Consider the following 12697-nt stretch of genomic DNA (forward strand, 5'->3'; position numbering starts at 1 on the left):
GACCAGAGGGCGAGCTACGTACCATGGGCGACATGTTGCGGGAGGGCGACGAGTTCGTCCAATGTGGACAGGGACACCGGCACTGGGGCAAGTTCGGCGCCGCGGGCCTGCTCGTCCACCACGACGGCGCGGTGCTGCTCCAGCAGCGGTCCGCGATGTCGCTCGGCCCCGAGACCTGGGGGCTGTTCGGCGGTGCCCGCGACCGGGACGAGGCACCCGTCACCACCGCGCTCCGCGAGACCGCCGAGGAGTCCACTCTGGACGTGACCGCGGTGCGGCCGCACGGGGTACTGCGGGAGGACCACGGCGGCTGGTACTACGACACCGTCGTCGGCGACCTGGCCGAGCGCCAGGACGTCGGGCCCCGCGACTGGGAGTCCAAGGACGCCCGCTGGGTGCCCGCCGACGAGGTCGAGGACTACGACCTCTTCCCCCCGTTCGCCGCGTCCTGGCCACGGGTGCGCGAGGCCATGCGCAGGGCCGTCCTCATCGTCGACACCGCGAACGTCATGGGCTCGCGCAACGACGGCTGGTGGCGGGACCGGTACGGCGCGGCGACCCGGCTGCGCGACCAGATCGACAAGCTAGAAGGCGTGCCGCTGCCCCCGTTCGACGTGGCGTTCCCCGAACTGGTCATGGTCGTGGAGGGCAAGGCGAAGGAGGTCGGTGACGCCGAGCACGTGCGGACCGTCCGCGCAGAGCACGACGGCGACGACACGATCGTCGAGACCGTCGCACTGCTCACCGCGCCGAGCGTCGACGTCCACGTCGTGACCGCCGACCGGGAGCTGAAACGGCGCTGTGCGGCGGAAGGCGCGCACACGCTCGGCCCGAGGTGGCTGCTGAACCAGCTCTAGTGCTGTGTCCTCGTTCGTTGGCCGGGTTGGGGTCGGTCTTGGTGGGGGTTGTCCTCGCCGGAGGTTCTGCACGGGGTGCTTTTGTCCTCGCCGGACGGGCCTCCTCGCCGGAGAGGCAGGTCTCCGGGATGGCCTCGCGGTTTGGCATCTTCGGTTCTTTGGCAGGGACTCTGTGAGGTGGTCTGCCTCGGATGTGGTGCGGGGCTTGCGCCCCCCGGCGCCCTCCCACCCTCACGACGTCCGCCGTGCTGTGAAAGGCGCGTTCACGGCGTTGGCCACGCTGCGAAAGGCGCTTTCAGGACACTCAACGCCCTCAACGCGCCTTTCACAACACCGGCCATGTCCCGAACGCGCCTTTTCACGGCACACCAGCCCACCCGGCACGGCGATCACCGTGGCTTGGCCGGACCCGCCGCGGGACCCGGCAAACGCTGGTGGACACAGCACTAGCCGCCTCCGCGACCCACCTAGACGAGTAAGTCCTAAGTCTGGGTGGTGTCTGGAGACGGACGAAGGGTGTTCAAGATCAGTTTGCCGGATGGGCCAGGTATGGCTACTGCTCCAGCCACTCCCGGCACCAGCTCAAACCCGTCCGGCAACTCATCGAATCCGTCAACGACACACTGGAAGGCCAACTCGACCTCGAACTCCACGGCGGACGCACCATCGACGGCGTCACCGCCCGCATCGCCCAACGCATCCTCGCGCTCACCGCCGCCATCTGGCACAACCGCGCCACCGAACAACCCACCACCCGATCACTGATCGCCTACGACCACCGATTCAACGCGGACTTGCTCGTCTAGACGCGCTCGTACCTGGCGTCGCCGAGGGTGAGGATCGTGGTGCGTTCGCCGGTGGCGGTCGTGCCGGGGCCGACGCGGACCGCGCGTACCTCGTCATCGACGCGGACCTCGCCGGGAGCGGTCAACACCCACCGGAACGGGGTCCTCATCTCGTCGCCGATCTGCTCCCACAGGTGGAGCCCGGTGCCGTCGGCCGCGAACGTCACCGACTGCTCCTCCATGGCGCCCAGGTGGAGGGCGCCATCCGACCACGTGCCAACCAGTTCGGCCCGGTCGCGCACCGGCGGCGACATGGCCGACAGCAGCCGCCGGTCCAGGTCGTACAGGTACGCGAAGCCGTACGGTCCGCGCTCCAGGTTCCGGATCAGCGCCATGGGCAGGTCGTCGGCCACCTCCGGCGACCGCGCCGCCGCCGCCAGCGCGATGGTCGCGACCGTGTCCACGTCACCGGTGAACGCCACGCACTCCCGCAGCAGCTCCCGCATGGACGTCGCCGGGGCGAGTGCCGTCAGCGCGGCCCGCACGGCCATCTCCCCCCTCGGGCCGACCTTGCCCGACCACGGCCGGGTCCAGTCCACTCCGGTCCGGTCGGAGATCCACGCGGCCACTGAGGACAGTGGGCCCATTTCGTGGTGGCAGTAGTGCACGGCGAGCGCCGCCGCCTCGGCCGACGCGATCCCGCCCGGGTGTCGTGGGTGACCCGCGCCTGCGCGGCCGCGTACTCCCGGACGAGGTCCACCGTCGGCAGCAGGCCCACGGGCGACACCCGCATGGCGGCGCCGCTCTTGTCGCTGTCCGGCCGGATGCCGGCGAGGAAGTCCGGTCCGGTGCGCGTCACCTGCAGGAACCCCTGGAACCTCGACGCGTACCCGACGCGCGGGTCGCGCTGGAAGACCTCGACGAACTTCGACGCGACCGTCAGCGGTGTCCACTCGGCACCCTCGACGAGCAGCTCGGCCAGGGCGAGCGTCATCTGCGTGTCGTCGGTGTAGTCGCCGGGCGCGATGCCCGCGTGCGTCGGGTGGCGGCAGTAGTCGGTGACGTCGTTGTGTTCGGCCACCACCGGCGCGGGCGCGTACTCGAACGCCGCCCCGTACGCGTCCCCGACCGCGAGCTCCACCAGCACGCCGACACGGTACCGATCCGCCCCGCCCGGTCCTCACCGGCAAGCCCGGCCGCGCCCGTTCCTGGTATGACATCTCCATGACCACTCTCGGGTTCGTGTTGCGTCCGCAGTTCCCGCCGGAACGGTTCGAGTCGGTGATCAGGACCGCGGACGAGGCGGGCCTCGAGGAGCTGTGGCTCTGGGAGGACTGCTTCTTCGAAAGCGGCATCGCGCCGGCCGCGGCCGCGCTCGCGTGGACGACGAACGTGCGCATCGGCATCGGCCTGCTGCCGGTGCCGCTCCGCAACGTGGCCCTGTCCACGATGGAGGTCGCGACGATCGAGCGCATGTTCCCCGGCCGGGCCATGATCGCGTGGGGGCACGGTGCGCAGAAGTGGATGGGCCAGGCAGGCGCGCGGGTCGAGTCGCCGCTGACGCTGCTGCGCGAGTACCTGACGGCGTTGCGGCGGCTGCTCGACGGCGAGGAGGTCACCGTGGACGGCCGGTACGTCAAGCTCGACGCGGTCCAGCTGACCTGGCCGGCGTCGGCGAAGATCTACGCGGGCGCCATCGGCCCGAAGTCCGTCGCGCTGTGCGGTGAGCTGGCCGACGGCGTGATCATCGAGGCCCGTGCGGGTGTGGACGGCGTGCGCCGGGCGCGGGAGCTGGTCGGCGACACACCCATCACCGTCTACATCCGCGCCGCGATCGGCGACGGCGCGCAGGAGCGGATCGACCGCGAGAAGACCGACGAGTTCGGCGTCGCGGGCGACGACATCCCGGTGATGATCGAGCGGCTCGCCGAGGCCGGCGCGAACGCCGTGATCCTGCAGCCGACGGCGGACGAGCCCGACCTGGAAGGGCTCGTCCGGTACACCGCGTCGCTCAGGTGATCGTCACGCGCGTCCGTGGCCCCGCCCGCGACGGGCGTGAGGTCGGCGGTCGCGTGGAACTCGCCGACGCCGATCGGCACGTTGCCCACGTTGAACGCCTTGAGCCCCAGGAAGTCCTGCGCCTCGAAGTACACGGCGGGCTCGTCCTCGGTCATCCAGCGCGCCTCCGGACCCTGCTCGACGTACGTGTGGGGCTGGGTGGCCCCACACGGTCGCAGCTGCTGCAGGTACTCGACCCAGCCGTCGACGCTCTCGTCGCCGTGCCGCAGCGTCGGCTCGTCGGTCTCGGGTGGCGGCTCCTCCCGCTTCTCCTGCGGCACGACCGGCCCGCCGCCCTCCCGACACGTCGCCGGTGTTGTCGCCGCCGCCGGGTTGTTCCAGTGCAGCAGTACGTGGGCGTGCTCGGGTGCGCCGATGGCGTAGCAGCCGTCCTTGCCCGGCTCGTCCCCAGTCGCCGGGGGCCTCGCGCAGCTCCTCCATGAAGACGAGCGCGTGCTGCGTGCGGTTGACGACCGTGACCGCTGTCGAGTGACGCGCGCTTCCGGGCGTTCTTTTGGGGCAGAGTCACGGCGCGCAACTGACAAAGTGCGCACCGACGGCGCCAACGGTGTACACAGTGACACTGCCTCGGGAGATCGTCGCGCCCCACGATCCCAAGATGGCACCAACGACCACCAGCGCCGACGGACAGGTCGACTTGGCCGACCACTCGGCCATCGCGGACAGCCGCTTCTACAACCCCGAGCTCGCCCCAGTGCCGGTGGCGCAGCGCACCTGGACCACGTACAACTACTTCGCGCTCTGGATGGGGATGGCGCACAACATCCCCAGCTACCTGCTCGCGTCCGGGCTCATCGCGCTCGGCATGGACTGGGTACAGGCGCTGCTCACGATCACGCTCGGCAACATCATCGTGCTGATCCCGATGCTGCTGAACAGCCACGCTGGCACGCGCTACGGCATCCCGTTCCCCGTGTTCGCGCGGGCGTTCTACGGGGTGCGCGGGGCCAACCTGGCGGCACTGCTCAGAGCGTTCATCGCGTGCGGGTGGTTCGGCATCCAGACGTGGGTGGGCGGCCATGCGATTTATGTGATCGTCGGCAAGCTCGTCGGCGACAGCTGGCTCGAGGCGTCGGCGGTCGGAGGGCAGCCGATCACGCTGTGGCTGTCGTTCGCGGTGTTCTGGGTGATCCAGATGCTGATCATCTGGCGCGGCATGGAGGCCGTGCGCCGGTTCGAGAACTGGACGGCCCCGCTGGTGTCCGTCGGCTTCCTGATCCTGCTCGCGTACGTGCTGATCAAGGCGGGTGGCTTCGGCCCGATCCTGTCCCAGCCCTCGCAGCTCGGGTGGGGAGCGGACTTCTGGAAGGTGTTCGCGCCGTCGCTCATGGGCATGATCGCCTTCTGGGCGACGCTGTCGCTGAACATGCCGGACTTCACCCGTTTCGGCGGGTCGCAGCGCAAGCAGATCCGCGGGCAGATCCTGGGTCTGCCGACCACGATGACGTTCATCGCGATCGTCGCGATCCTGACCACGTCGGGCGGCGCGGTGCTGTTCGGCGAGGTGATCTGGGACCCGGCGACGCTCGCGGCGCGGTTCTCGTCCCCGGTCGTCGTGGTGGTGGCGCTCTTCTGCCTCGTGCTGGCCACGATCTCGGCGAACCTCGCGGCCAACGTCGTGAGCCCGTCGTACGACTTCTCGAACGCGTTCCCGAAGAAGATCAGCTTCGCGCTCGGCGGGCTGATCACCGGCGTCATCGGCGTCATCATCCAGCCGTGGCGGCTGCTCGCCAACGCCGACGTGTACATCAACGGCTGGCTCGGGTTCTACGGCGGCGTGCTCGGCGCGGTCGCCGGTGTCCTCGCCGCCGGGTACTGGGTGCGGGCGCGCACCCACCTGGCGCTGGAGGACCTCTACTCCGAGCGCGGGCGGTACTGGTTCTCTGGCGGGTGGAACATCCCCGCGCTGGTGGCGACCCTGGTGGGTGCCGTGCTGGCGGTGGGCGGCGCGCACAGCGCGTCGGGCAACCCGTTCCCTTCGGACGGGCTGATCCCGTTCCTGAAGGGTTTCTACAACTACAGCTGGGTCGTCGGTTTGGTGGCAGCATCGATCGTGTACCTGCTGCTGACCGCGCGGAGCACCACGCGGGAAAGTGCACCGGCGACCGAGCCGGTGACGGAAGGAGAGGCAGTTGTCTGAGATCGTCAGGGCGGCACTGGTCCAGCAGAAGTGGACCGGTGACAAGGAGTCGATGATCGCGAACGCGGTCGCGCACATCGGTACCGCGGCCTCGCAGGGCGCGCAGGTCGTGTGCCTGCAGGAGCTGTTCTACGGGCCGTACTTCTGCCAGGTGCAGGACGCCGACTACTACTCCTACACCGAGCAGATCCCGGACGGGCCGACCACACAGCTCATGTGCGAGCTGGCCGACCAGCACAACGTGGTGCTGGTCGTGCCGATGTACGAGCAGGAGCAGCCGGGTGTCTACTACAACACCGCGGCCGTGATCGACGCCGACGGGACCTACCTCGGCAAACACCGCAAGAACCACATCCCGCAGGTCAAGGGGTTCTGGGAGAAGTTCTACTTCCGGCCCGGCAACCTCGGCTACCCCGTGTTCGACACCGCCGTCGGCAAGATCGGCGTGTACATCTGCTACGAGCGGCACTTCCCGGAGGGCTGGCGCGCGCTCGGGCTGGGTGGGGCGCGGATCGTGTTCAACCCGTCGGCGACCTCGCGCGGGCTGTCGGAGTACCTGTGGCGCCTCGAGCAGCCCGCCGCGGCGGTGGCGAACGAGTACTTCGTCGGGACCATCAACCGGGTGGGCGTGGAACCGTTGGGTGACAACGACTTCTACGGACAGTCGTACTTCGCGGACCCGCGTGGTCAGGTAGTGGGCGAGACCGCCACCGACACGGAGGAAGAGGTCATCGTGCGTGACCTCGACATGGGGCTGCTCACCGAGGTGCGCGACCTGTGGCAGTTCTACCGCGACCGCAGGCCGGACACGTACGACTCGCTGACCGGGGCGTGAGATGTCCCGGACACTGATCAGGAACGGCACGGTCGTCAACGCGGACGGCACGTTCACCGCGGACGTGCTGGTGGAGGGCGAGAAGATCGCCGCGGTCACCGCGCCGGGCGTGTTCACCGAGGCCGACACCGTCATCGACGCCGCCGGGAAGTACGTGCTGCCCGGCGGCATCGACGCGCACACGCACATGGAGATGCCGTTCGGTGGCACGTTCTCCGCGGACACGTTCTTCACCGGCACGCGGGCGGCCGCGTGGGGTGGCACGACGACGATCATCGACTTCGCCGTGCAGGCCAAGGGCACGTCGCTGCTGTCCACACTGGACAAGTGGCACGAGAAGGCCGACGGGCACTGCGCGATCGACTACGGGTTCCACATGATCGTCTCCGACGTCAACGACCAGTCGTTGAAGGAGATGGAGTCCTGCATCGACGCGGGCGTGAACAGCTTCAAGATGTTCATGGCCTACCCGGGCGTCTTCTACGCGACCGACGGCGAGATCCTGCGCGCGATGCAGAAGGCGACCGAGACCGGGTCGATGGTCATGATGCACGCGGAGAACGGCATCGCGATCGACGAGCTGGTGGCGCAGGCCATCGCGTCCGGCCGCACGGATCCGGTCGAGCACGGGCTGACCAGGCCGCCGGAGCTGGAAGGCGAGGCGACGTCGCGGGCCATCCAGCTCGCGCGGGTAACCGGTGCGCCGCTGTACATCGTGCACCTGTCGGCGTCGCAGGCACTCGCGGCGGTGGCGGAGGCGCGCGACACCGGGCAGAACGTGTTCGCGGAGACGTGTCCGCAGTACCTGTACCTGTCGATCGAGGACCTGGCGAAGCCGGACTTCGAGGGGTCGAAGTACGTGGCGTCACCGCCACTGCGGCCCAAGGAGCACCAGGCGGACCTGTGGCGCGGGCTGCGCACCAACGACCTGTCGGTGGTGTCGACCGACCACTGCCCGTTCTGCTTCAAGGACCAGAAGGAGCTGGGGCGCGGGGACTTCTCCAAGATCCCCAACGGGATTCCCGGCGTCGAGCACCGGATGGACCTGCTGCACCAGGGTGTCGTGGCCGGTGAGCTGTCGCTGCGGCGGTGGGTCGAGGTGTCCTCGGCGACGCCGGCGCGGATGTTCGGGCTGTACCCGCGCAAGGGCGTGATCGCGGCGGGCGCGGACGCGGACATCGTCGTGTACGACCCCGCCCGTCAGCAGACGCTCGGTGTGGAGACGCACCACATGGCGGTGGACTACTCGGCGTACGAGGGCATGTCGATCACCGGTGGCGTGTCGACGGTGCTGTCGCGGGGTTCGGTCGTCGTCGACGGCGGCGAGTTCCACGGGTCCGAGGGCCACGGGAAGTTTCTGTCGCGCGAGCTGTCGCAGTATCTGGTCTGAGTGGAGCTTGCGGAACGAACATTGTTACTGATTGGGGTCGGCATGGACTTCGGTGTGGTGCTGCAGACGGACCCGCCCGCCTCTGCGGTCGTGGACCTGATGGTTTCGGCCGAGCAGCAAGGTTTCACGTACGGGTGGACATTCGACTCGGTCGTGTTGTGGCAGGAACCGTTCGTCATCTACTCGCAGATCCTCGCGGCCACGTCCTCGCTGGTCGTGGGGCCTATGGTGACCAACCCGTCCACACGGGACTGGTCGGTCACCGCGTCACTCTTCGCAACGCTGAACGACATGTACGGCAACCGAACGGTGTGCGGTATCGGCCGCGGTGACTCAGCGCGACGGGTCATCGGGCAGAAGCCTGCGTCGTTGTCGGTGCTGCGTGATTCCATCCACGCCATCCGCGATCTGGCGGAAGGACGGGAGGTTTCACTTCATGGCGCACCGGTGCGGATTCCGTGGGTACGGGACGGTCGGCTGGAAGTCTGGATGGCCGCGTACGGGCCGAAGGCGCTCCAGCTGGTCGGCGAGCACGCGGACGGTTTCATCCTGCAGACGGCCGACCCGGCGATCACGCGCTGGACCATCGAGTCGGTGCGCGCCGCGGCACGGGCCGCCGGACGGGATCCGGGCGGCATCACGATGTGCGTGGCGGCACCCGCCTACGTCGGCGACGACATCCCACACCAGCGCGACCAACTGCGCTGGTTCGGCGGCATGGTGGGCAACCACGTCGCGGACCTCGTGGGCCGGTACGGCGATTCGGGCCCGGTGCCGCATGAGCTGACCGACTACATCAAGGGCCGCGAGGGCTACGACTACGCGCACCACGGCAAGGCGGGCAACCCGTCGACGGACTTCGTCCCCGACGGGATCGTGGACCGCTTCTGCCTCGTGGGGCCCGCGTCGGCGCACGTGGACCGGTTGACCGAGCTGAAGGAGCTGGGTGTTGACCAGTTCGCGGTGTACCTCATGCACGACCAGAAGGAGCAGACGCTGGCCGCATACGGATCGGAGATCATTCCGAAACTGACGGCATAGCCCGCAGGCACACCACGACGACGACGCATCCGGGCACCGCCGCACGTGCGACGCGGCCGGGCACCGCCGCACGGGCGCGGCGCGGCTGGGCGGAGCCGGCGATAGGGGCAACCGCCGCCGTGCCGGGGCCGCGAGAGCAGCCCGGGCCTCGTCCGCGGGCGGGCGACGCACCGCCACCACATCGGCGCAAACCCCCGCCGCGTGGTGACGGCCCTGGTGGCGCAACCGCCGCCACCCGGCCTCGGGGGGCCGCCGCCATCGCAGCCGGACGGCTCGACTGGCGTGCCCAGCGCCGCACGCGACGCGGGCCATGCCGCCGTCGCGTCGGGCGCGCGGCGATCCCGGCGCGCGGCGATCCCGGCGTGCGTCATTCCTCGGCGTGCGGCGATCCCCGGCACGGGCGCGGCCGGTCAGGCCTGCGCCGTGGGCCGGATGACGATCTCGTTGACGTCGACGTCGGCGGGTTGCCCGACGGCGTAGGCGATGGCGCGCGCGACGGCCTCCGGCGGCATCGCGTACTCGGCCATGCCTGCCAGCACGGCCGGGTCCGTGATGGTGTCGGAGTTCGTCGCGGTCATGCCCGGCGAGATGATCGTGACGCGCACCTGGTCGCCCGCCTCCTGGCGCAGCCCTTCGGAGAAGGCGCGCACGGCGAACTTCGTGGCCGCGTAGACCGCCATGGTCGGGCGGATGGTGAGCCCGGCCGTCGAGGCGACGTGCACGAAGTGGCCGCTGCCCTGCTCGCGGAACACGGGCAGGGCGGCGGCGACACCGTGCAGCACGCCCTTCAGGTTGACGTCGACCATCGCGTCCCAGTCGTCGACGCGCAGCTCGTCGAGCAGCGAGATCGGCATGACCCCGGCGTTGCTGACGAGCACGTCGAGTCGGCCGAAACGCTTGCGCGCCAGAGAAACCAGGTCGGCCACGTCGGCTCGCCGCCGCACGTCGACCGACAGGCGTTCCGCGCCGAGCCGGTCGGCGACGGCGGCCAGGCGTTCCTCGCGGCGCGCCCCCAGCACCAGCTTCGCACCGTGGGACGCCAGCACCTCGGCGGTGGCGGCGCCGATGCCGCTGCTCGCCCCGGTGATCGCGACGACCTTGCCTTCGACGTCCGACATGCGAACTCCAATGTTAGAGATCTCTTACATCTGCCAGTGTAAGGTACCTCTTACATGGGAGACAAACGGCGTTACCACCACGGCGACCTGCGTGCCGCGCTGGTCGACGCCGCCCTGGCGCTGATCGCCGAGCGGGGCGTCGAGGCGCTGTCGGTCGCCGAGACCGCCCGTCGCACGGGTGTGAGCGGGGCAGCGCCGTACCGCCACTTCCCCAGCCGCCTCGACCTGCTCCGCGCCACGGCGGTGCGCGCGGCACAGCTGCTCGACGCCGAGCTGGAAGTGGCGCTGAACAGCGCGGACCCGGTGGAGCGGCTGGCGGAGGCGGGCCGCGCCTACGTGCGGTTCGTCATCCGCCACCACGCGGGCCTCGACCTGGTGTTCGCCGAACAGTTGCGCGGCGGCGACGCCGCGCTGGCCGCCGCGGGCCGCGCGGTCATGGACCGCCTGCTCCCCATCGCCCTCGACCTGACCGGCGACCCGCTCGCTGCGCTCGACCTGCTGGAGCAGCTCACGGCCGCCGCCCACGGCTACGCGGTGCTCCACCTGAGCGGGTTCCTGCGCAGCCGCGCGCCTGCCGTCGAGGACATCGCGGAAAGCGCCGCCAAGCTGGGCCGCGCCCTGGCTGCCGCCGCACAGCAGAGGCGGGGCTGACCCCGCGCGAACCGCTCGCGATCGCGCGGAGAAGGTCGCCGCCGCTATGCGCGTGCGCCTGGTCGAGCGGGAGCTGCGGCTCTGAGGACCAACATGCCGCCGATCCCGGGCACGAACGCCCGCGCCTTCGCCGCGCGGGACGCGGCCGGGTCGCGCAGGGCGACGACCACGACGACCAGGTACGCGAGCCCGTGCGTCGGCCCGCCGAGTGACGTGATCACCGGCAGGTGCACCGTCGCCAGGTTCACCAGCAGCGCCACCAGCGACACGCACTCCACCACCGCGGCGACCCGGAAGAACACGCTCACACCCCCGTCGTCGAGCCGGGGCGGACGATCATCAGGACCGTGACCGTCGCCCACAGCAGGTTGAAGGTGCCCGTCTGCATGGCGAGCCGGGTCCGGACGCGGGTCGCGACCGCGCCCTCCGAAGGCGCGCCGGCGAGCAGCTTCTCCTGACCCGGCAGCACCTGGAACACGAGGACCGCGGCCGCCGCGGCGGTCAGGGCGATCGAGGTGATCAGCCACGCGTCGCCGAGCACGCCCAGCGCGCTCGCCGTGGCGAAGCCGAACAGCGGGACCGCGATGCCGACCGCGGCGTACACCCGGCAGATCCGGTGCAGCACGACGAGGTTGTCCATCCGGCCCGCGCGGACCGCGGGCGGGAACATGCTCGCCGCGACGGTCACCGGGCCGACGGCGACGATCGCCGCGAGGACGTGCAGGGACAGCAGGACTTTGGTCACGGGAAGTGACGGTAACCACGGCCCGCCGGGTCGGGAATCGGCAAGAATGACAACCTCCGACGGATTCTCGCCACCGAGATCAGGAGCGACCCATGCACACCGTGGCCGTGCTCGCGCTGGACGACGTGATCACCTTCGACCTGGCCACGCCGGTGCAGGCGTTCAGCTTCGCCTGGCTGCCCGACGGGAGCCCCGCCTACCGGGTCCTGGTCTGCGGCACGGGACCGGTTCGGACCGACGTGTTCAGCATCAGCCCGGACTGGGGTCTCGACGCGCTGGCCGGTGCCGACACGATCGTCGTGCCGGGACGCATGGAGCCGGACGGGCCGGTCCCCGCCGAGATCGTCGACGCGCTCCGGGCCGCCGCCGCGCGGGGCACGCGCATCGCGTCGATCTGCGTCGGTGCGTTCGTCCTCGCCGCGGCCGGCCTGCTCGACGGGCTGCGTGCCACCACGCACTGGCTCGGCGCCGCGGACCTTGCGGAGCAGTACCCGGAGATCGACGTCGACCCGAACGTCCTCTACGTCGACAACGGCCAGATCCTGACCTCCGCGGGCGCGGCCGCCGGGCTCGACCTGTGCCTGCACATGATCCGCCGCGACCACGGTTCGGCCGTCGCAGCGGATGCCGCGCGCCGGTCGGTCATGCCGCTCGAACGGGAGGGCGGACAGGCGCAGTTCATCGTCCACGACCAGCCGCCGGTGCCCCGCGGCGCCGAGCTCGAACCGCTGCTGACCTGGCTGGAGACCAACGCGGGCGAGGACCTGACGCTCGCCGCCATCGCCGCGCGGGCCGGCATGAGCACCCGCACCCTCAACCGCCGCTTCCGCGAACAGACCGGCACGACACCGCTCCAGTGGCTGCACCGGGCACGCGTCCGGCGGGCCCAGTACCTGCTGGAACACACCACCCACCCGGTCGACCGGATCGCGGGCGAGGCCGGTTTCGGCTCCCCGACCGCGTTCCGCGAACGGTTCCGACGCGTGGTCGGCACCAGCCCGCACGCCTATCGCGCGGCGTTCGCAACGAACGGCTGACATTTGGCTCAAGCACGCA

Annotated in this window: 14 protein-coding genes and 1 pseudogene; 10 read left to right on the forward strand and 5 right to left on the reverse strand. The window is 70.3% G+C overall.

Annotated elements, in window-relative coordinates:
- Window positions 1–32 precede the first annotated feature (32 nt).
- Both FHR82_RS30900 and FHR82_RS48285 read left to right on the forward strand, forming a co-directional pair.
- On the forward strand, window positions 33–857 hold the full coding sequence (locus tag FHR82_RS30900; protein WP_221464437.1) for an NUDIX domain-containing protein: 825 nt from the start codon (window positions 33–35) through the stop codon (window positions 855–857).
- A 575-nt stretch (window positions 858–1432) separates the two neighbouring features.
- A pseudogene (locus FHR82_RS48285) lies at window positions 1433–1663 on the forward strand (hypothetical protein); the annotation flags it as partial.
- Here FHR82_RS48285 and FHR82_RS46630 read toward each other — a convergent pair.
- Together FHR82_RS46630 and FHR82_RS46635 are read right to left on the reverse strand one after the other, a co-directional pair.
- On the reverse strand, window positions 1660–2187 hold the full coding sequence (locus FHR82_RS46630; RefSeq protein ID WP_225943928.1) for a hypothetical protein: 528 nt from the start codon (window positions 2185–2187) through the stop codon (window positions 1660–1662). The pseudogene FHR82_RS48285 and the gene FHR82_RS46630 overlap by 4 nt on opposite strands.
- A complete protein-coding gene (locus FHR82_RS46635) occupies window positions 2172–2789 on the reverse strand; it encodes an ADP-ribosylglycohydrolase family protein (protein WP_311771349.1) in 618 nt (205 codons plus the stop codon). Before FHR82_RS46635 ends, FHR82_RS46630 begins: the two co-directional genes overlap by 16 nt.
- A 77-nt stretch (window positions 2790–2866) precedes the next feature.
- On the opposite strand from FHR82_RS46635, the gene FHR82_RS30910 reads away from it, so the two are divergent.
- The 6 genes from FHR82_RS30910 (at window position 2867) to FHR82_RS30935 (ending at window position 9127) form a co-directional block, all read left to right on the forward strand.
- Window positions 2867–3661, forward strand: a complete 795-nt coding sequence (locus FHR82_RS30910) for an LLM class flavin-dependent oxidoreductase (RefSeq protein ID WP_184814066.1) — start codon at window positions 2867–2869, stop codon at window positions 3659–3661.
- A gap of 99 nt (window positions 3662–3760) precedes the next feature.
- On the forward strand, window positions 3761–4084 hold the full coding sequence (locus FHR82_RS30915; RefSeq protein WP_184814067.1) for a hypothetical protein: 324 nt from the start codon (window positions 3761–3763) through the stop codon (window positions 4082–4084).
- Between the two features lie 235 nt (window positions 4085–4319).
- Window positions 4320–5861: an NCS1 family nucleobase:cation symporter-1 gene (locus FHR82_RS30920; RefSeq protein ID WP_184814068.1), complete on the forward strand. Its 1542-nt coding sequence runs from the start codon at window positions 4320–4322 to the stop codon at window positions 5859–5861.
- Window positions 5854–6696, forward strand: coding sequence for a nitrilase-related carbon-nitrogen hydrolase (locus FHR82_RS30925; protein ID WP_184814069.1), 843 nt, complete (start codon window positions 5854–5856; stop codon window positions 6694–6696). Before FHR82_RS30920 ends, FHR82_RS30925 begins: the two co-directional genes overlap by 8 nt.
- A gap of 1 nt (window position 6697) precedes the next feature.
- Entirely contained in the window at window positions 6698–8086 is a 1389-nt protein-coding gene (gene hydA / locus FHR82_RS30930; protein ID WP_184814070.1) for a dihydropyrimidinase, read from the forward strand.
- A gap of 42 nt (window positions 8087–8128) precedes the next feature.
- The gene (locus FHR82_RS30935) at window positions 8129–9127 is read left to right on the forward strand and encodes a TIGR03842 family LLM class F420-dependent oxidoreductase (RefSeq protein WP_184814071.1); all 999 of its coding nucleotides are present in this window, start codon (window positions 8129–8131) and stop codon (window positions 9125–9127) included.
- Between the two features lie 410 nt (window positions 9128–9537).
- Here FHR82_RS30935 and FHR82_RS30940 read toward each other — a convergent pair whose 3' ends face one another.
- Window positions 9538–10245, reverse strand: a complete 708-nt coding sequence (locus FHR82_RS30940) for an SDR family oxidoreductase (RefSeq protein ID WP_184814072.1) — start codon at window positions 10243–10245, stop codon at window positions 9538–9540.
- A 54-nt stretch (window positions 10246–10299) separates the two neighbouring features.
- On the opposite strand from FHR82_RS30940, the gene FHR82_RS30945 reads away from it, so the two are divergent.
- Window positions 10300–10896, forward strand: coding sequence for a TetR/AcrR family transcriptional regulator (locus FHR82_RS30945; protein ID WP_184814073.1), 597 nt, complete (start codon window positions 10300–10302; stop codon window positions 10894–10896).
- A 44-nt stretch (window positions 10897–10940) separates the two neighbouring features.
- On the opposite strand, the gene FHR82_RS30950 is transcribed toward FHR82_RS30945, so the two are convergent.
- Together FHR82_RS30950 and FHR82_RS30955 are read right to left on the reverse strand one after the other, a co-directional pair.
- Window positions 10941–11204: a DUF3817 domain-containing protein gene (locus FHR82_RS30950; protein WP_184814074.1), complete on the reverse strand. Its 264-nt coding sequence runs from the start codon at window positions 11202–11204 to the stop codon at window positions 10941–10943.
- Window positions 11201–11641, reverse strand: a complete 441-nt coding sequence (locus tag FHR82_RS30955) for a hypothetical protein (RefSeq protein WP_184814075.1) — start codon at window positions 11639–11641, stop codon at window positions 11201–11203. The genes FHR82_RS30950 and FHR82_RS30955 overlap by 4 nt, the downstream gene beginning before the upstream one ends.
- Before the next feature lie 92 nt (window positions 11642–11733).
- Between FHR82_RS30955 and FHR82_RS30960 the strand changes: the two genes are divergently transcribed.
- Window positions 11734–12678 carry a GlxA family transcriptional regulator gene (locus FHR82_RS30960; protein WP_184814076.1) on the forward strand — a complete coding sequence of 315 codons (945 nt, stop codon included), beginning with the start codon at window positions 11734–11736 and terminating at the stop codon, window positions 12676–12678.
- Window positions 12679–12697 lie beyond the last annotated feature (19 nt).

It is taken from the genome of Actinophytocola algeriensis, from assembly GCF_014203735.1.
Lineage (GTDB): Bacteria > Actinomycetota > Actinomycetes > Mycobacteriales > Pseudonocardiaceae > Actinophytocola > Actinophytocola algeriensis.